The following is a 19,485-nucleotide window of genomic DNA, read 5'->3' as shown; positions in this document are numbered from 1 at the left end:
TAGATCACCGCGGCCAAGCCGGCGCAGGCGCCGGAGATCACATAGGCCCAGAACATCGTCCGGCGCACCGGCACGCCCGAGACCGCGGCGGCGTTCGGGTTGATGCCGATCGCGAACAGCCAGCGGCCGAACAGGGAGTGGCTGATCGCCACATGGGCCAGCAGACCCACGGCCAGCGCGATCAGCAAGGAGAAGGGCAGCTCGAACACCCGCCCCTGGCCGATGAACACGAACTCGCGCGGCAGCGAGCCGATCGAGCTGCCGTCGTCGGTGAGCAGGGTGGTGACCCAGATGGCGGCACCGGAGAAGAACATCATCGTGGTCAGCGTCACGATGAAGGGCGGCATGTTGAAGCGCGTGGTGCAGGCCCCGTTGAAGGCGCCAACCGCGCCGCCCACCGCCATGAAGGCGAGGATGCCGACCGCCACCACCAGGAAGGCCGGCATGCCCACCAGCGGTCCGCCATCCATGGTGATCACGGCAGCACCCAGCACGCTGGAGAATGCCAGGACCGAGGTGGCGGACAAGTCGATGCCGGCCACCACCAGCACGAACATCTGCCCGATCGCCACGATCAGCAGCGGGATCATCGCCGCCAGTATGTCCCGCCAGGTGTCGGCCGTCAGGATCTCCGGCACGATCATCGCCATGCCGGCGACATAGACGACGGTCAGGAACAGGACGAGATACTCGGACAGCAACAGGCGCCGCCAGAGCGGCAGGCCCGGCGCCGGAGCAGGTCGGTCGAGCCTCGTCGTCTGCGCCGGGGTCATGACGATTCCAGCAAAGGGCGCGTGATCGGAACGGAGCGGGCGGCACCGGCCGCCCGCCAGATTGGTGACAGCTCAGCCGGAGATCGGCTTGCCGCCGTTCTTCTCCCAGACGATGTAGCCCCACATCTCGTCGCGGACCTGGTCCTTGTTCTCCTGGGTGATCACGAAGCCAGGATCCATCAGGAGCTTCTCGGGCTTCTTGCCGGCCCACATGTCCTGGAAGGCCTGGAAGGCCATGTCGACCTCCAGGAACAGGTTCTGCACGCCGCAGGCGTCCAGGTAGCCGTCCACGATGCGCTGGTAGGCGCCATCGTCGCCATCGAAGCCGCCGAAGATGACGTGGCCTTCCTCGTCGCGCTTCTTCCACATGTCGAAGGTCTCGAGCACCTGCTGGATCTGCGGGTGCATGAAGTCCGACGAGGTGAACAGGAAGTTGATGTCCGGGTTGGCCTGGAGCGCGTTCATCAGGCCAGCGAACGCCTTGTCGGCGTTCCACTCGGTGGCGACGCGGGCCACCACCTCGATCATGTCCTGGTGCTGGTCGACGATGTCGAAGAAGCCGTCGCGGCGCTGGATGGCGTTCACGTCGCCCAGGTCGCCGATCAGGATGCAGGCCTTGTACTGGCCGCCCCGGCGCTTGGCCTCGTCCACCATGAACTGCACGGTATCGCGCGTGATCTGGCGGTTGTCGGCCTGGATCGCCACCGAATAGGCATCCGATTCGGCCGGCGGGCGGTTGAAGTGCACCATCGGGATATTGGCCTCGTTGGCCGCCCGGATGGCCGGAATGACTGCTTTCGAGTCGGTCTGGATGATCAGGATCCCGTCCACCTTGCGGGCGATCATCGCCTTGACCTGCTCGAACTGCTTGTTGTCGTCGAAGTTCGAGATGTTCTCAAGCAGCTCCCAACCGTTGGCCTTGCCCTTCTCCTTCATGATGTCGAGGCCCGACACCCAGAAGGGCGACACCAGGCTGTCGAACAGGAGGGCGACGGTCTTGCCCTCCTGGGCCTTGACCATGATCGGCAGGCCGGCAGTGCCGGCGGCCAGCAGGCTGCCAATGGTGAATTCACGACGCGCCAGTTTCATGACGTTCGACCTTCCCTGATCCAGCGGTGCTCTCATGGTCGCCTAGTCGTTGCCGGGCGGTCGGCACCTATCATGCCATCAGACAGTATGGAGGTGCCCGATCCGCGTCAATCCGGCTCGCGTTCCCCAAGCGGAGACTGGCCCGCCGTCGCGATCCGCCATAGGTGAGCGGAGAGGAGCGGCGCCATGCCCTGAGCGCCGCCCGGCGAGTGGAGCAGGATGAATGCGCGAAGCGGTGGCGGTGTTCGACGATGCGGTGTCGCTGGAAGGTGCTGTCGCCGAATTGAAGGAGCGGGGCTTCGCCGACGAGGACCTGAGCATCCTGGGCAGCGAGGAGGCGATCGAGGAGAAGCTCGGCCACAGCCCGCGGCAGGCCGAGGATGCCGAGGACGATCCGTCCGATCCGCGCGAGCAGGTGATCCCGGCCAAGGAACTGGCCGAGCACGAGCGCACGCTCGCCAATGCCTACTGGGTGCTGCCCACGCTGCTGGGGGCCGGTGCGGTGGTGGCGACCACGGGGCCGCTCGCAGCATTGGTGGTGGGTGCGGTTGCCGGCGGCACGCTGCTCAGCACGGCGCTGGCCGGGCTGATGGACGCCCGCTACGCGGAGCATCTCGACGAGCAGCTGGAACGGGGCCGTGTGCTGCTCTGGGTCCGCACGCCCGACTCCGACCGGGAGCAGGTCGCGCTGGAGGTGCTGCAAAAGCATGCCGGGCGCGACGTCCATGTCCACGAGCTGCGCCCGGAGGCGTGATCGAGGCAGCACTCCGGCTGGATGCGCCCAAGAATCCAGCCGCATGACGTGATGCAGATCACCAGCCGCCAGCACCATCTCGATTGAGGAATGAAGTCGATCGGCCTATAGCATCATCGTTCTTCCAAGAGCCTGACGAGACCTCGGCAGCCGATAGCCAGCCAGCTATTGCGGTGGAGGTTCCGATGCGCCTGTCGATCGTCGCGGCCTTGGTGCTGGTCGCCCGGCTCCCGCTGCCCGCCCTGTCCCGGCTGTGACGGGCAGGAGCGGCCTCATGACCACCGACCGCAGCGCCACCCGGTCCCCCTGCCTGGATACGCGAGCCGTCCTGCAGCAGGAGTTCGACGCGCTCTGGCCGGGTGAACGGCCGGGCGGCCGCCCGTTCACCTCGATCGACGAATATGGCCGGGCAGCACTGGCAAAGGACCAGGCGGCCCTGTGCCTGTCCGGCGGCGGGATCCGCAGCGCAGCGTTCGGGCTGGGCGTGCTGCAGGCGCTGGCGGCGATGAACCTCCTGTCCCGTTTCCAGTATCTCTCGACCGTGTCGGGCGGCGGCTATATCGGCAGCTGGCTGCAACGCTGGCTGCACGCCTGTGCTGCCGGCGGCAGCGACCGGGACCCGGTCTGCCAGGTCGAAGCCGAGCTTGCAGGGACTGCCCCGGAAGCCCGCCAGGTCACCGCGCTGCGCGAGCATTCCAACTTCCTGAACCCGCGCATCGGCCTGTCCTCGATCGACAGCTGGGCGGCTATCGTCATCGTCGCGCGCAACCTGCTGCTGAACTGGACGGTGTTCCTGCCCTTCCTGGTGATGGCGGCGACCCCAACCAATTTCTACCTCTCGCTGGTGCTCAGCGCCAACGAGGTCACCACCACCGGCGCGCTGGTGGCGGCGCTGGCGCTCCTGTTCCTGGCGACCTACCAAATCTGCATGTTGCTGCCCTCGCACCGGCGCAGCCAGCTCGGCCACGATCAGGCCAGTGCCCGCAACCACCTCCAGCTGCGGGTGGTCTGGCCAGCCCTGGCCTCGGCCATGCTCCTGCCGGTCTGGCTGGCCCACGACATCCAGGTCCCCGTCCCCCCGCGGCTGACCGGGATCGCGGCACCCTTCGAGCTGAGAGGCAGCGGGCTCCTGTTCGGCGACCTCTGGTCGTACCCGCAGCCGCTGCAGCAGGCACTGGTGGCGATGAGCCTGCCGTTCGCCCTGCTCTGGCTCGTGCTGATCGGCGCCTATCTCGCCGCGATGATCCGCAGCAGCAGCCAGGTGCGCGACCTGTTCCGGCGCAACCTGCTGGTATGGGCGGCGATCTCCGCGATCGCCGCCGCCTTCGTCGCCGCCTGCGTGCCGATCGGCTGGCAGATGTTCGGCGATGCCGCCGGCCTGCGGCAGGCATGCCCGGCCGGGCAGTCCATCCAGGACTGCTACGGCCAGGCCATCGTCGACCGGGCGGCACTGGGCCAACGGCTGGTGGCAGCGCTGGCACCGTTCTGGATCACGCTCGGTTACCTGCTCTGCTCCGCTTTGTTCGTGGGCTTCCGCCGGGCCTCCGGCCTCCTGTCCAGCGAGGTCGACCTGCTGGACGCCGATCGGGAATGGCTGGCACGGATCAGCGCCATGAAGGTGGTGCCGGCGGTGATGTGGGCGGTCTTCGCCCTGATCTGCCTGCCCCTGCCCCGCTGGATCCTGGCCGGACCCGACTGGCCGTTCAGCTTCAGCGTCACCATGCTGGCCACCGGGATCGTCAGCGTGTTCGGCGGCAAGAGCACGCTGTCCTCGCTCAAGCCCGTCACGGACGGCCGGATGCGGCGCTGGCTGACGATCGACATCCTGGTGGCGGTCACGACCTTCGTGTTCCTGGCCGCCCTGTTCCTCACCCTCGCCTATCTCGAGCTGAAGGCCGCCGTCCGCGTGGCGCGATGGCTGGAGACGATGCCACCCTTCATCTGGCGGAAGAGCCTGAGCCTGGGCTGGCTGGGGCCCTTGTCCGAGCCGATGCTGCTGGGCCACCTGGTGATCCTGGCGGTCCTGGCACCGATGCTGTGGCTGGCGGGGCGGCGGATCAACGTCAACCAGTTCTCCCTCCACGGCATGTACCGCAACCGCCTGATCCGCGCGTTCCTGGGTTCGGCCCGCGCCGAGCGGCTGCCCAACGCCGCCACCGGCTTCGACGAGGAGGACAATGTCCAGCTCCACCAGCTGGACACGCGGGTGGCCGGGCGCCGCGTCCTGTTCCCCGTGATCAACGCCACCATGAACCTGACCGACAACAATACGCGGCTGGGCTGGCAGGAGCGCAAGGCCGCCTCGTTCATCCTGACCCCGTTCGCCTGCGGCAGCGCCAGCCTGCCGAGCGGCGACAGTCAGGCCGGCGGCGCCTATGTCGAGAGCGCCTGCTATGCCGGAAGCCAGCCTGGGCAGCTCCCTCCCACCGATCCGGGCGAGAAGACCGGCATCACGCTGGGCGGGGCCATGACCATCTCCGGTGCCGCGGTCAGCCCGGCCATGGGCTATCATTCCTCGCCGGCCACGGCCTTCCTCATGACCCTGTTCAATGTCCGGCTGGGCGTGTGGGTGCCCAACCCCGGCTATGCGCAGGCCCATCCCCAGGATGCCGGGATCTGTCGGCAGGCCTCGCCGGGCTTCGCGATCCTGCCGTTCCTGAATGAGCTGCTGGGCCGTGCCGGGGCAAAGCGGCGCTTCGTCTACCTGTCGGATGGCGGCCATTTCGAGAATCTCGGCCTCTACGAGATGATCCGCCGGCGCTGCCGCTTCATCATCCTCTCGGACGCGGCCGCCGACCCGGACTGCCGGTTCGGCGACCTCGGCAATGCGGTGCGCAAGATCAAGATCGACCTTGGCGTGGACATCGAGTTCCTGCCGATCCGGATCGCCCCCAGGGGCAAGGCCGATGCCGGTACCACCTCGTTCGCTCTCGGGCGGATCAGCTACCCGGAAGCGGCTGGCGACCCGGAGCGGTGCGGCTGGCTGCTCTATCTCAAGCCCACCTATCTGGAGGACCTGCCGGTCGACGTGCGCGCCTATGCGGCAGCGAACTCCCTGTTCCCGCACGAGCCGACCTCGGACCAGTGGTTCAGCGAATCACAGTTCGAGAGCTACCGGCGCCTGGGCGAGCACCTGATGAGCCAGTTCCGCCCGGCCAGGCAGGACCAGCCGGTCACGCTTGAGGCACTATTCCTCCAGGCACGGGCGCGCCTGCTGCCAGGGCCGGCGGCCAGCTCGGCGGGCCACTGCGGACCGGCCGGCGAGGCGCCGGGAGCGCTCGACGGTCGCCAAACTGGGCTAGAAGTGCTGCTGGCAGGGCCAGGTTCGGGACCCATCCCGGCACCATCGCCGTGACGGCCGCACGCGGCGGCAGGCTCGCCGTGCCGCGCGGTCAAGCGCGGTTGCTTCGCACCCGGCTGACCGCGTCCTTCCAGCCGTCCACGAGCCGCGTGCGCTCACCCGAAGCCATGCCCGGCGCGAAGCGCTGCTCGCAGCTCCAGGCCTTGCCGATATCGTCGAGGCCGCCATAGAGGCCAGCCCCCAGGCCGGCGAGATAGGCGGCGCCGAGTGCCGTGGTCTCGATCACTTCGGGCCGTTCGACGGGGACATCGCAGATGTCGGCCAGCCACTGGCAGACCCAGTCGTTGGCGACCATGCCGCCATCGACCCGGAGCGCCGCCGGCAGGCCGACGCCGCCGGCCGCGGTCACGTCGTCCTTCATGGCGGCGAGCAGGTCCGCGGTCTGGTAGCCGACGGCTTCCAAGGCGGCGCGGACGATGTGGCGGTGGCTGGTGTCACGGGTCAGGCCGAAGATGGCGCCGCGGGCGTCGGGGTCCCAGTAGGGAGCACCCAGGCCGGTGAACGCCGGCACCAGATAGACGCCGGCATTGTTGTCGAGCGAGCGGGCCAGCGCGTCGGTCTCGGCTGCGGTCCGGATCACGCCCAGCCCGTCGCGGACCCACTGGATGGCCGCACCGGCCACGAAGATCGCCCCTTCCAGGGCGTAGGTCGGCTGGCCGTTCAGGCGCCAGCAGAGCGTGGTGAGCATGCGGTTGCGCGACGTCACCATCTCCGCGCCGGTGTTGAGCACGGCGAAGCAGCCGGTGCCGTAGGTGCTCTTCATCATGCCAGGCGTGAAGCATGCCTGGCCGAAGGTGGCGGCATGCTGGTCGCCGGCTACCCCGCGGATCGGGATCGCCCGGCCGAACAGGCTCGGGTTCGTTTCGCCAAAGTCCCCGGCACTGTCCCGGACCTCGGGCAAGAGGGCATAGGGGATGCGCAGCCGGCCGAGCAGCTCGTCGTCCCAGCGCTGGTGGCGGATGTCGAACAGCATGGTGCGGGCGGCATTGGTGGCGTCGGTGGCGTGGAGCGCGCCGCCCGTCAGGTTCCAGAGCAGCCAGCTGTCGACCGTGCCGAACGCCAGCTCGCCCCGCTCGGCCATGGCGCGGGCACCCGGCACATGATCCAGCAGCCAGGCGAGCTTGGTGCCGGAGAAATAGGGGTCGATCACCAGGCCGGTGCGCTCGCTGACCAGCGGGCCCAGCCCGTCCGCCTCCAGCTCGCGGCAGAGCTGGGCCGTGCGCCGGTCCTGCCAGACGATGGCACGATGGACCGGGCGACCGGTGGCGCGCTCCCAGAGCAGGGTGGTCTCGCGCTGGTTGGTGATGCCGATGGCCACCACCGGCCGCCCGTCTACCCTGGTCAGCACGTCGCGGCACACCGCCAGCGTGTCGCGCCAGATCTCGTTGCCGTCGTGCTCGACCCGGCCGTCGAACGGGAAGTGCTGGGTCAGCTCCTGCTGGGCGCTCGCCTGGACGCTGCCGAACCGGTCGAACAGGATCGCGCGCGTCGAGGTGGTCCCCTGGTCGATCGCCAGCAGCAGTTCGCCTGCCATCCTCGTGCCCCCTCCCCGGTTGTCGGGCCGACGCTAGCGCGCCTCCCTCGTCATCACAATAAACAGAAAATATGTGTTAATTAGATTTTCTTACACTGTGTAGAATGATAATCAGCTCGATTTAACGGCACTGCCCGCCTATTGCAGCCTTCGGTCGACCGTCCGAAGGCATAGCCGATGATTCCGATCGTGATCGATCCGCGCCTCGTCCCGATCGCCCTGGTGGGTGCGGGCGAGAGCATGCGGCGGCGGGCCGAGTGGCTGTGCCAGGGCGGGGCGGAGCACCTGACCGTGTTCACCGAGGACCGGGTCGAGGATGTGGTCCGGATCGCGCGCCTGCCGCTGCCCGAGGAGCTGGCGCAGTTCCGGATCGTCTGGATCAGCGGGCTGGATCCTGCGACGGCCGAGCCGCTCGCTGTGGCCGCGCGGGCCGAGGGCGTGCTGGTCAACATCGAGGACCACCCGCCTTTTTGCGACTTCCACACCCCCGCCCTGGTCCGGCGCGGCGACCTGCTCGTCTCGATCTCGACCGCCGGCAAGAGTCCCGGCCTCGCCATGCGGCTGCGGCGCTGGCTGGAATCGCAGCTCGGCGATGAATGGGCCGAGCGACTGGAAGCCATCGCCCGCAAGCGGACCGCCTGGCGACGCCGGCCGCGCACGCTCGATGAGCTGGCCACCCTCACCGACGCGGTGATCGACGGCAATGGCTGGCTGGCACCTGCAGAGCGCACGCCGCATGGCGCTCCCGCAGCCGGCCAGCTCGCCAGCGCCACGCCCAATCCCGCGCCCAGCTCCACGCACTGAGAACGACCATGGCCAGCTCCTCCCGCGCCCTGCCCATCCTGCCGCCGACCGCCCCGTTCTCGGATGCGGCGATCAAGGCGCTCAATGCCGGCCTCGCCGAGACCAGCCCCGAGCAGCGCACCTGGCTGGCCGGATTCCTGGCAGGCTATGCCGCGGCCACCGCTACGGAGATCTCACCGGCCCAGGCGGCACCGGCCGCGGCACCCAAGCGCAAGACCCCGCTCTCGATCCTGTATGCGACGGAGGGCGGCAACACCGAGGCGTTCGCCCAGAAGTTCGCCAAGGCCGCGGCCAAGCAAGGCTTCCAGCCGAAGATCCTGGACATGGGCGAGATAGAGCCGTCCGCGCTCGCCGGGATCGAGAACCTGGTGGTGATCGCGTCGACCTGGGGCGAGGGCGATCCGCCGGCCCGGGCCGTGCCATTCGCTCAAGAGTTCTTCGCCGATGGTGCGCCCAGGCTGAAGGGGACCCGCTTCGCCGTGCTGGCGCTGGGCGACACCGCCTATACCGAGTTCTGCGCGTTCGGCCGCCGGCTGGATGAGCGGCTGGCCGAGCTGGGTGCGGTGCGCGTGCTGGACCGGGTCGATTGCGATGTCGACTACGAGGGGCCGGCGGGCGACTGGTCATCCCAGGCGATCAAGATCTTCACGCCGGCCGAGACCGACGAGCCCAGCGCCGAGATCATCCATCTCGACCGGTTCGCGCGGGCCGAGGAGCAGGAATGGAGTGCGAAGCACCCATTCTTTGCGCCCATGAGCGAGCGCGTCACGGTCACCTCGTCGCGCTCGTCCCGCGAGACGATTCACGTGGAGCTGGACCTCGCGGACTCAGGGATGGTGTACGAGCCGGGCGACAGCCTTGCCATCCTGCCGGAGAACGACCCGCGCCTGGTCGAGCAGATCCTGAAGCAGGTAGGTCTCGGCGGCGACGATGCGCTGGCGCGCGAGCTGACCCGCGCCAAGGACGTGACCACCCTGTCCAGGGCGACGCTGGAAGCCTGGAACCGGCTGCACCCGCACACGGAGCTCGGCGAGATGCTGGCCGGCGATCGCTGGCGCGGCTTCGTCGCCGACCGGCAGCTGATCGACCTGTTCGAAACCTTCGGCGCCACGGTCGGCAGGGACGAGTTGCTCCAGCTGCTCCGCCCCCTGCCGGCGCGCTCCTACTCGATCGCCAGCGCGCCGTCGGCGCATCCGGATGCGGCCCATCTGCTGGTCTCGGTGGTGCGCTGGCAGAGCCACGGCCATCAGCGCAACGGCGTGGCCTCGTCCTTCCTGGCCGACCGGCTCGGTCGCAACCAGAAGCTCGGCGTGTTCCTGAAGCCCAACCGCCACTTCCGCCTGCCGGCCGATCCCTCAACCAGGGTGGTGATGGTGGGACCCGGCACCGGAATCGCGCCGTTCCGGGCGTTCCTGCAGCACCGCCGCGAGACCGGCGCACCCGGGCAGAACTGGCTGTTCTTCGGCGAGCGCAACTTCACCCACGATTTCTACTACCAGACCGAGCTGCAGGACCTGAAGGCGGACGGGGTGCTGAACCGGATCGACCTGGCCTTCTCGCGCGACCAGCCGGAGAAGATCTACGTCCAGGACCGGATGTGGCAGCAGCGCCAGGACCTGTGGGCCTGGCTGCAGGACGGCGCGCATCTCTACGTGTGCGGCGATGCCACCCGAATGGCCAAGGATGTCGACCAGACCCTGAACCGCATCGCCATCGAGGTGGGCGGGCTCACCGACGACAAGGCCAAGGCCTGGCTGCAGGACGCCACCAGGGCCGGCCGGATCCAGCGCGACGTCTATTGAGAAGCCAAAGCAGATGAGCACGCTCTCGAAGAACGAGACCATCAAGGCCAATAGCCGGGGCCTGCGCGGGACCATCGCGGAGGGGCTGACCGAGACGATCACCGGCCAGCTCGCCGAGGACGACACCCAGCTCACCAAGTTCCACGGCTTCTACCAGCAGGACGACCGCGACCTGCGCCCGGAGCGGCGCAAGAAGTTCCTGGAGCCGGCCTACAGCTTCATGATCCGGGTCCGGCTGCCGGGCGGGGTGTGCACGCCGGCGCAGTGGCTGGCGATGGACGAGATCGCGACCACCTATGCCAACCACTCGCTGCGGCTGACCACGCGCCAGACCTTCCAGTTCCATGGCGTGATCAAGACCAACCTGAAGCGCACCATGCAGGCGCTGGACCGGGCGCTGGTCGACACGATCGCGGCCTGCGGCGACGTCAACCGCAACGTGCTGGCCAGCTCCAACCCGCACGTCTCGACGACGCACGCGACCGCCTACGAGCTGGCACGCCAGCTCAGCGAGCATCTCCTGCCGAAGACGCGGGCTTGGCACGAGATCTGGCTGGACGGCGAGAAGGTGGCTGGCGGCGAGGCCGAGGACGAGCCGATCCTGGGCAGGACCTACCTGCCACGGAAGTTCAAGATCGTGGTGGCGGTGCCGCCGGACAACGATGTCGACGTGTTCGCCCAGGACCTGGGCTTCATCGCGATCCTGGACAAGAAGGGCACAATCGCCGGCTGGAACGTGACGGTGGGCGGCGGCATGGGCATGACCCATGGCGAGCCCGCCACCTTCCCGCGCGCCGCCGACGTGATGGGCTTCTGCAAGCCCGACCAGGTGCTGAAGGTGGCAGAGCATGTGGTCACGGTGCAGCGCGACTGGGGCAACCGGTCGGACCGCAAGAACGCGCGGCTGAAATACACGATCGAACGGCATGGCCTCGACGCCTTTCGGGCGGAGGTCGAGAAGCGCTGTGGCTTCAGGCTGGGCGCACCCAGGCCGTTCCGGTTCGACGACAATGGCGACCGCTATGGCTGGGTGCAGGACCATGAAGGCTTCTGGCACTTCACCCTGTTCATCGAGAACGGGCGGATCAAGGATACCGACGAGAAGAAGCTGCTCACCGCCCTGCGCGAGATCGCCAAGGTCCATGACGGCGAGTTCCGGCTCACCGCCAACCAGAACCTGGTGATCGCGAGGATCGCGCCGGAAAAGCGGCTGCTGATCGAGCAGATGCTGGCCGAGTACGGGCTGGTCGGCCAGGAAACGGCGCTGCGCCGGGGGGCCATGGCCTGCGTGGCGCTGCCGACCTGTGGCCTGTCGCTGGCCGAGGCGGAGCGCTACCTGCCGGACCTGGTGACCGCCCTGGACGAGACGGTGCGCGAGGCGGGCCTGGCGGAGGATTCGATCACCATCCGCATGACCGGCTGCCCGAACGGCTGCGCGCGCCCCTACCTGGCGGAGATCGGCCTGGTCGGCCGCGGGCCCGGCACCTACAACCTCTATCTGGGCGGCGCCTTCGACGGCACGCGGCTGAACAAGCTCTATCGTCGCGATGTCCAGCACGACCGGATCGTGGCGGAGCTGTCGCCGCTATTGAAGCGCTATGCGGCGGAGCGAAACGAGGGCGAGCGCTTTGGTGACTTCGTGATCCGCCAGGGCGTCATCGCGCCGACGACCGCGGGCCGCCACTTCCATGACGACCTGCCGGCCGGGGTGGACGACGCCGTCGCCGCCTGAGGCGGCGCGCCGCTCTCAGCTCTGGTCGTGATCTTCCAGCAGGTCGTCCAGCTTCTGGCCCAGCTGCTCGGTGACGTAGCCGCCCACCTGGAACGCCCAGCCGCTGGTATGGGCAGCGATCCTGGCAGCCTCGTCCTTCACCTCCTGGGAAGCGGTGTCGGCAGCAGCCACCGTGTCCACACGCAGCCAGCTCGCATCCGGCTGGCTGAGCCAGGTGAACACCAGGGTCAGCCCGTCGAACGTCTCGACGCGGACCCGCTGCGGCGCTTCGTAGAAGGCGATCTCCGCGACCGGCCGGACGTCCATCAGGGTGAGCTGGGTGAACAGCTGCGACAGCTCGGTGAGCTTGGCCTGGTCGGCCACCCGCCCAGCCGGCACGCCCGCCAAGTCGAAGTCCGCATCATCGGAGTTCGTCCGGCTGGTGGTGACCAGCACGCCGTCCTGTGGTTCCAGCGAGACCAGCTTCACCCGGTCGGCGTCCAGATCGACGATGTCGCTTTCGATCCACTCGTCCGGATCACTGAGAGCGGTGAGGTCGCCATCGGACAGCCACGCTTGGCTCTCCTCGGCCAGGCGAACATAGGTACCGGCCCGGCCGGGCCCGAACACGCCGAAGGCCCGCTTGCCGACCACCAGATCCGCGACCGGCTGCCCCCCGGCCTCCTGCAGCACGACCCGGTGCGAGCGGGCGCTCTCGCTGGCCGGATCCTCCAGCTCGAGGCGGGCCAGCCGCTCGGGCAGCGCGGTCTTGGCCTCGACGATGCGCAATTCGCCCAGCTTGCGCAGGAGGGTGACCACGGCGCGCTGGTCGGCGGCAAAACCCCGCTTCTCGGCCACCGTCCAGCCCCGGCCCTCGTGGCTCTCCAGCGTGGTCTGCCCATCCGGCCCGCTGATCTCGATCCGGACCACGTCGTTGATCCTGGTCGCCAGGTCCGGCACGAGCGGCCGGTTCAGGCTGGTCGAGGTGAGCGGCGCATCGCTGACGACCAGCGCTGCCGTGGCGAGCCCGACCGAGATGCCGGCAATCGCCGCCAGGATCACGAAATTGCGTGGCTGCATGGGCTCGTTCCTCCTCAGCCCTGGGCCGGGCGGAAGCGCTTGCGCGTGCGCATCCGCCGCCAGAGCGCCACCAGGACCGCGATCACCGCGACGGCCAGCGGCACGGCCAGGATGTTGATCAGGGTGAGCCGGCCTTCCAGCCGGTCGATCTCCTGGTTCAGGGCGAGTTGCACGGCGCGCAGCTCGGCGCGCAGGTCGAGCATCCGGGCACGGAAGCCCTGGACCTCCTGGCGCTGCACCTCGGTCAGCACCATGCCCTGCTGGTCCTCGCCGATCCCGCCCAGGTCCTGCAGCTTGGCCTGGACCTCCTCCAGGCTGGCGGTCAGCTCCTCCTCCTTGACCCGGTAGGCTGCCTCGGCCGTGCGCTGCAGTTCCTGGATCCGGGTGAACGGCCGAAGCGTGATGTCGCGGCCGCGCAAGGACAGCAGCGCGTCGGAGCCGGCCAGCGTGTCGAGCAGGTTCAGGACCAGGTCGGCGTTGGAGGCGATGGGCAGTGGCTGCCCCTGGCCCGGCTGGGCGGCCAGCCAAGCCTGGTCTTCCAGGAGGTCGGCATCGGCCACCACCACCACGTTGAGCGGCGCCTGCGCCTCGGCGAGATGGGCAGAGGCCGGGGGTACGGCCGGATCGTCGCTGGCGGGCGGGGTCGGATAGGCGCTCTTGGCCGGCCCGGTGACCCGTGCCGCCAGGGTCAGCGGCTCGCTGCCTGGCTGGAACGCGCGCAGCACGGCGATCGGGTCCGGATAGGCGCGAATCGGGGCGGCATCCAGCAGGCCGGCTTCCGGCCCGGTCTGGAGGAGCGGGGTGAAGCTGGTGGTGGCCCCCTCGACCGGCCGCAGCACGCCGGGCGACATCAGGTTGATGACTTCGAGGTTGGCGACGGCCGGCTCGCCCGGGTCGACATGGCTCCCGTCGAGCGACAGCCAGGGCAGGTAGGGCAGCACCTGCTGGCGTCCGCCTTCCTGTGGCAGCGCCACCTGGCGAGCTGCATCCGGGTCTCCGGCGATCCGGTCCGGCACGAGCTCCACCCCCCAGGAGGCCAGGAGCCCGTCGATCTTCGCCGCGAAGTCGCCCGGCACCTGGGCTGCCGCCTGGGCCGCCTCGGAATAGGGATCGACGAAGGCCAGCAGATGGCCGCCGCGCATCACGAACTGGTCGATGGCGTAGAGATTCTGCTCGGGCAGGTCGTCCGGCTGGACCAGCATCAGGACCTGGATGTCCGGGTCGATCTGGTACTCCTCGCCGCTCAGCATCCGCACGTCGTAGAACTGGCGAAGCTGCGTCAGGATCTGCCAGGGGACCTGGCTGTCCTGCATGCTGCCTTCGAGCGGCAGGCCGGTGATGATGCCGAGCATCGGCTTGGTCGGCCGGGACAGATCGAAGACCAGCCGGGTCAGGTCGTACTCCAAAAAGCGCTCACGCTCGGGGCTGAGCATGGCGATCACGTCGGTGTCGTCGGTGGTGTTGGCGCCGGCAATCCCCAAAAACGCGGTGCTCTGGTCGGGCCCCAGGATCGGCTGCAGCCCGGCACCCACCGCCCGGTCCTCCTCTTCGGAGAAGGGCTGCGGGTCGATCACCTGAACCTCGACCCGGCCGCCCGATGCCTCCCGGAAAGAGTCGAGCATGTCGCGCGCCTGCTGCGCATAGCTCCAGAAGTACGGATTGGTCTCGCGCAGCGACGAGGACAAATAGAAGCGCAGCCGCACCGGCTCCTGGATGTCCGCCAGCATGGCGCGGGTGCCGTCCGACAGGGTGAACTGCCGGTTCTCGGTGAGGTCGAGCGCGGGCCCGCGCAGGGCGATGCCGGAGAACACGTTGAACGCCAGGAAGGCGATCAGGGCCAGCGGGATGCCCAGGATCGACAGGATCCGTCGGTCGAGATGCATGTCGTCAGCCAGCCTTCTTCAGGTCGACCAGGAGCTTGTTCACGAACAGCGCGGTGCCGATCAGGGTCAGGATGAAGATGGCGGTGGTGAGCGGCAGCGTGCCCTTGCTCAGCGCGGTGAAGTGGGTGATCAGGCTGAACGAGGCGACCAGGTCGACCAGGAAGCCCGGCGCCCAGCTGCGGAACGCCGCCAGCACCAGGTCGACGCCGCTCATCAGGAACAAAAAGCACAAGGCCGCGCCCAGCACGAAGGCGACCACCTGGTTCCTGGTCAGCGCCGACATGCACGAGCCCAGTGCCAGAAAGCAGCCCGCCACCAGCCAGCTGCCGAGATAGCCCATGGCGATCACGCCGTTGTCCGGGCTGCCCAGCCAGTTGACGGTCACCCAGATCGGGAAGGTCAGCAACAGGGCGATGCCGCAGAACGCCCAGGCCGCCAGAAACTTGCCCAGCACCAGGGGGAAGCTGCCGACCGGCAGGGTCGTGATCAGCTCGATCGTGCCGGCACGCCGCTCCTCGGCCCACAGCCGCATCGCCACGGCCGGCACCAGGAACAGATAGAGCCAGGGATGGAACATGAAGAACGAGGCCAGATCGGCCTGGCCACGCTGGAAGAAGCCGCCGACATAGAAGGTGAAGGCGCTGGACGCGGCCAGGAAGATGATGATCAGGACATAGGCCACTGGCGTAGCGAAATAGCTCGCCAGCTCGCGGGCGAACACGGTCGCGGTCTGACGTGCGCGCATCGTCGTCTCTGGATCCGTCAGTGCTGCGTGGTGGTGAGCTTGCGGAACACGTCGTCCAGCCGCCCGGTCTCGACCCGGAAGTCCTGGATCTCGACACCCGCCTCGAGCAGCCGGTCGGCCACGGTGGACGCGATCCGCTCGCCCTGGATCGGCACCACCAGGAGATCGTGGCCGTCCGCGGCATGGTTCATCCGCTTGACCTCGTAGATGCTGGGGATGTCCGAGAGCGCCTCGACCGCGGTCTCGATCTGCTGGGGCAGAAGGCGCAGGGCCACCGCGTCGTGCCACTCCGAATAGGCCTGGAACTGGGCGGGCGTGGCGTCCGCGATCAGCTTGCCGCGCGCGATCACGATCGCCCGGGTGCAGATGGCCGTGACCTCCTCCAGGATGTGCGTCGAGACGATGATCGCCTTGTCGGCGGCCATGTCGGCGATCAGCGCGCGGACCTCGTGCTTCTGGTTGGGGTCCAGGCCGTCGGTCGGCTCGTCCAGGATCAGGACCGGCGGGTCGTGCAGGATGGCCGCGGCCAGGCCCACCCGCCGCTTGAAGCCCTTGGAGAGGGTCTCGATCGGCTTGTAGGCGACCTCGGCCAGATCGGTACGCTCGATCGCGGTCGCGATGTTCTCACGCGTCTCGGCAGTGCCCATCCCACGCATGGAGGCGACGAAGCGGAGCAGCGCCAAAGGCGTCATGTCGCCATAAAGGGGGGCGCCCTCCGGCAGGTAGCCGATCGCCCGGCGCGCCTCGAGCGGCCTGGCCTCGACGTCATGACCCATGATCCAGGCATGGCCGGACGTGGGCGTCAGGAAACCCGCCAGCATCCGCATAGTGGTCGACTTGCCGGCACCGTTGGGCCCCAGAAAGCCCACGACCTCGCCCTGCCGGACCCCGAAGCTCATCCGGTCCACCGCGGTAAACCGGCCGAACCGTCGTGACAGCTGATCGAGGCGGACCGCCTGCTCCATGTTCTCCTGACCCCCGCCGGCAACCCCGCTGTGCCGCTCGTCCCGATGCAGTTGAACGTCCGGCGCGCGCTGCGCAAGCATCAACCGCCATTCATGCGGCCGCACCCCGCATGGCTGTGACCGTGACTTGCCAGGAACACGGCCGGTTTATAACCCTTCCGGAGGGTGAATCGTCACCGCCCGTTCGAGGACCATCGATGGCAGCAGCCAGCATCGCCCAGCGCGGCGGCATCGCCACCCCAGGCAGCGGACGGGCGCTGCCGGTGGCCGTGGTCACGCTCGCGATCCTGCTCGTCTGGTACCTGGGCGCCATCTGGCTGAACGCGCCGCAGGTGATCGACCGCTATGGCGATCAGCCTTGGACCTGGCAGCAGCTGGCAGCCGACAGCTGGTCGATGGACCGCCCGGTCCTGCCGGCACCCCATCAGGTCATGACGGAACTGAACAAGACGGTGTTCCAGACCGCAGTCACCTCCAAGCGCTCGCTGGTCTACCATGGCTGGATCACCCTCTCGGCCACCCTCTTGGGCTTCGTGCTGGGCACGCTGCTGGGCATCCTGCTGGCCGTGGGGATCGTCCATGTCCGCACGCTCGAGACCTCGCTCATGCCCTGGGTGATCACCAGCCAGACCATCCCGATCCTGGCGATCGCCCCGATGGTCGTGGTGGTGATGGGCTCGGTGGGGCTCACCGGGCTCCTGCCCAAGGCCCTGATCTCAATGTATCTGTGCTTCTTCCCGATCACGATCGGGATGGTGAAGGGGCTGCGCTCGCCGGATGTGCTGGCCACCGAGCTGATGCATACCTGGAACGCGACCCAGACGCAGGTCTTCTGGAAGCTGCGCTGGCCGGCCGCCGTGCCGTACCTGTTCGCCTCGCTCAAGGTGGCGATCGCCATCAGCCTGGTGGGGGCCATCGTCGGCGAGATGCCGACCGGCGCGCAGGCCGGGATCGGCGCCCGGCTGCTCAGCGGCTCCTATTATGGCCAGACCGTCCAGATCTGGGCGGCCCTGGTGATGGGCTCGGTGCTGGCGGGTGCCCTGATCGCGCTGATCAATCTCGCCGAGCGGCTCACCCTCCGGGCGATGGGGGCGCAGACGTGAGCCGCCAACTGGCTACGAGCCTGGGCCTGGCCGCCCTGCTCCTGCTGGGCTGCTGGTGGGCGCTGCGCCTGGTCCATGGCGGCCCGGTCGGTCCAGGTTTCTGGCTGCTGGTCCTGGTGCTGGTGGCGGTTGCCTGGCTCGCCCTGGACCGGCTCTCGGCCGAACCCGTCACTGCCCGGATCGTCCCGGTCCTGTTCGGCGCCTGGCTCCTGTTCCTGTGGGAGGTGGTGGTGGCCGGCTTCGACGTGCCGCGGGTCCTCCTGCCGGCACCATCGGCGATCGGCCGGACCATCGCGAACTCGCTGGGGCTCCTGCGCGCCGACTTCGTGCAGACCTTCGTGCGCGCGGTGGTGCCGGGCTGGGTGATGGGCTGCGGGGCGGGCTTCGTGGTGGCCCTGCTGATCGACCGCTCGCCCTTCCTCCAGCGCGGCCTGCTGCCGATCGGCAACCTGGTCTCCGCGCTGCCGATCATCGGCGTGGCGCCGATCATGGTGATGTGGTTCGGGTTCGACTGGCAGTCCAAGGCCGCGGTCGTGGTGATCATGACCTTCTTCCCGATGCTGGTGAACACCATCGCGGGCCTGGCCCAGACCAGCGCCATCGAGCGCGACCTGATGCACTCCTATGCCGCCAGCTACTGGCAGACCCTCCTGGCGCTGCGCCTGCCGGCGGCGATGCCGTTCATCTTCAATGCACTGAAGATCAACGCGACCCTGGCGCTGATCGGCGCCCTGGTCGCCGAGTTCTTCGGCACGCCGATCGTGGGCATGGGCTTTAGGATCTCCACCGAGGTCGGCCGGATGAACCTCGACCTGGTCTGGGCGACCATTGCCGTGGCCGCACTGGCCGGCTCGCTCAGCTACGGCCTGCTGGCCCTGATCGAGCGGATGGTCACCTTCTGGCATCCCTCCTATCGTCGACGTCGCTGAAGCGCAGTCCGTCCGGGCGCATGATTTGCCGGACAGGTGGGGGAGAGTTGGCTCGATGAGGACATTGGCACTGGCACTGACGGCCGCGACCGGTCTCACCCTGACAACGGCGGCGGATGCCGCCGACCAGCTGACCCTGCAGCTCAAGTGGGTCACCCAGGCGCAGTTCGCCGGCTACTATGTCGCCAAGGACAAGGGCTTCTACGAAGAGGTCGGCCTGGACGTGGAGATCAAGCCGGGCGGCCCGGACATCGCCCCGCCCCAGGTGATCGCCGGCGGCGGTGCCGACGTGATCGTGGAATGGATGCCGGCCGCCCTGGCATCCCGCGAGAAAGGCGTGCCGCTCGTCAACATCGCCCAGGTGTTCCAGAAGTCCGGCATGATGCTGACCTGCCGCAAGGACAGCGGCATCGTCGACCCCAAGACCGACTTCAAGGGCCGCACGCTCGGCGTCTGGTTCTACGGCAACGAGTACCCGTTCCTGTCCTGGATGGCGACGCTCGGCATCCCCACCAATGGCGGGCCGGACGGGGTGACGGTGGTCAAGCAGGGCTTCAACGTCGACCCGCTCCTGCAGCGGCAGGCCGACTGCATCTCGACCATGACCTATAACGAATATGGTCAAGTGCTCGACGCCGGCATCAAGCCGGAAGAACTGACCGTGTTCCAGTACGAGGACCAGGGCGTGGCGACCCTCGAAGATGGTCTCTACACGGTGGAGAAGAATCTCGAGGACCCGGCGATGGTCGACAAGCTCGCCCGGTTCGTGAAGGCCTCGATGCAGGGCTGGTCCTACGCAGCCGAGCACCCCGACGAGGCGGCGGAGATCGTGCTGGAGAACGACGCGACCGGCGCGCAGACCGAGGCGCACCAGAAGCGGATGATGGGCGAGGTCGCCAAGCTGATCGGCAGCCCGGCGGAGGGCGTGGGCTATCTCGATCCGGCTGCCTAT

At 68.4% G+C, this 19,485-nt stretch carries 15 protein-coding genes; 8 read left to right on the top strand and 7 right to left on the bottom strand.

The window, feature by feature from the left end; translation table 11 throughout:
- A partial coding sequence (locus VNS22_RS07495; RefSeq protein ID WP_325731152.1) for an ABC transporter permease occupies positions 1–773 on the bottom strand: 773 nt, incomplete at its 3' end.
- Between the two features lie 72 nt (positions 774–845).
- A complete protein-coding gene (locus VNS22_RS07490) occupies positions 846–1,862 on the bottom strand; it encodes a sugar ABC transporter substrate-binding protein (protein ID WP_325731151.1) in 1,017 nt (338 codons plus the stop codon).
- A 223-nt stretch (positions 1,863–2,085) separates the two neighbouring features.
- Between VNS22_RS07490 and VNS22_RS07485 the strand changes: the two genes are divergently transcribed.
- Entirely contained in the window at positions 2,086–2,616 is a 531-nt protein-coding gene (locus VNS22_RS07485) for a hypothetical protein (protein WP_325731149.1), read from the top strand.
- Between the two features lie 274 nt (positions 2,617–2,890).
- On the top strand, positions 2,891–5,971 hold the full coding sequence (locus VNS22_RS07480; protein WP_325731147.1) for a patatin-like phospholipase family protein: 3,081 nt from the start codon (positions 2,891–2,893) through the stop codon (positions 5,969–5,971).
- Between the two features lie 37 nt (positions 5,972–6,008).
- On the opposite strand, the gene glpK is transcribed toward VNS22_RS07480, so the two are convergent.
- The gene (gene glpK, locus VNS22_RS07475; RefSeq protein WP_325731145.1) at positions 6,009–7,511 is read right to left on the bottom strand and encodes a glycerol kinase GlpK; all 1,503 of its coding nucleotides are present in this window, start codon (positions 7,509–7,511) and stop codon (positions 6,009–6,011) included.
- Between the two features lie 177 nt (positions 7,512–7,688).
- Here glpK and VNS22_RS07470 point away from each other — a divergent pair, with 177 nt between their 5' ends.
- Genes VNS22_RS07470 through cysI form a run of 3 tightly spaced genes read left to right on the top strand, consistent with a single transcriptional unit; the run spans position 7,689 to position 11,849 of the window.
- On the top strand, positions 7,689–8,315 hold the full coding sequence (locus tag VNS22_RS07470) for a precorrin-2 dehydrogenase/sirohydrochlorin ferrochelatase family protein (RefSeq protein ID WP_325731143.1): 627 nt from the start codon (positions 7,689–7,691) through the stop codon (positions 8,313–8,315).
- Between the two features lie 8 nt (positions 8,316–8,323).
- Entirely contained in the window at positions 8,324–10,117 is a 1,794-nt protein-coding gene (locus VNS22_RS07465; RefSeq protein ID WP_325731141.1) for a diflavin oxidoreductase, read from the top strand.
- Positions 10,113–11,849, top strand: coding sequence for an assimilatory sulfite reductase (NADPH) hemoprotein subunit (gene cysI / locus VNS22_RS07460; protein WP_414653334.1), 1,737 nt, complete (start codon positions 10,113–10,115; stop codon positions 11,847–11,849). The genes VNS22_RS07465 and cysI overlap by 5 nt, the downstream gene beginning before the upstream one ends.
- Before the next feature lie 15 nt (positions 11,850–11,864).
- Here the strand turns inward: cysI and VNS22_RS07455 are convergent, their stop codons facing one another.
- Genes VNS22_RS07455 through VNS22_RS07440 form a run of 4 tightly spaced genes read right to left on the bottom strand, consistent with a single transcriptional unit; the run spans position 11,865 to position 16,501 of the window.
- Entirely contained in the window at positions 11,865–12,908 is a 1,044-nt protein-coding gene (locus tag VNS22_RS07455) for a DUF4340 domain-containing protein (RefSeq protein WP_325731137.1), read from the bottom strand.
- A gap of 14 nt (positions 12,909–12,922) precedes the next feature.
- Positions 12,923–14,791 carry a GldG family protein gene (locus VNS22_RS07450; protein WP_325731135.1) on the bottom strand — a complete coding sequence of 623 codons (1,869 nt, stop codon included), beginning with the start codon at positions 14,789–14,791 and terminating at the stop codon, positions 12,923–12,925.
- A gap of 4 nt (positions 14,792–14,795) precedes the next feature.
- A complete protein-coding gene (locus VNS22_RS07445) occupies positions 14,796–15,536 on the bottom strand; it encodes an ABC transporter permease (RefSeq protein WP_325731133.1) in 741 nt (246 codons plus the stop codon).
- Positions 15,537–15,553: 17 nt separating this feature from the next.
- Positions 15,554–16,501: an ABC transporter ATP-binding protein gene (locus tag VNS22_RS07440; RefSeq protein ID WP_349261739.1), complete on the bottom strand. Its 948-nt coding sequence runs from the start codon at positions 16,499–16,501 to the stop codon at positions 15,554–15,556.
- A gap of 197 nt (positions 16,502–16,698) precedes the next feature.
- On the opposite strand from VNS22_RS07440, the gene VNS22_RS07435 reads away from it, so the two are divergent.
- From VNS22_RS07435 to VNS22_RS07425, 3 genes are all read left to right on the top strand, one after another.
- Positions 16,699–17,604: an ABC transporter permease gene (locus tag VNS22_RS07435; RefSeq protein WP_325731129.1), complete on the top strand. Its 906-nt coding sequence runs from the start codon at positions 16,699–16,701 to the stop codon at positions 17,602–17,604.
- Complete coding sequence (locus VNS22_RS07430; RefSeq protein ID WP_325731127.1) at positions 17,601–18,533, top strand: ABC transporter permease; 933 nt, start codon at positions 17,601–17,603, stop codon at positions 18,531–18,533. Before VNS22_RS07435 ends, VNS22_RS07430 begins: the two co-directional genes overlap by 4 nt.
- Positions 18,534–18,588: 55 nt before the next feature.
- Positions 18,589–19,485, top strand: an 897-nt coding sequence (locus tag VNS22_RS07425) for an ABC transporter substrate-binding protein (protein ID WP_325731125.1), incomplete at its 3' end; no start/stop codon positions are given.

The organism is Geminicoccus sp., assembly GCF_035556675.1.
GTDB lineage: Bacteria > Pseudomonadota > Alphaproteobacteria > Geminicoccales > Geminicoccaceae > Geminicoccus.
The sequence above is the reverse complement of the archived record's forward strand: the minus strand, read 5'-3'. Positions and strand labels throughout refer to the sequence as shown.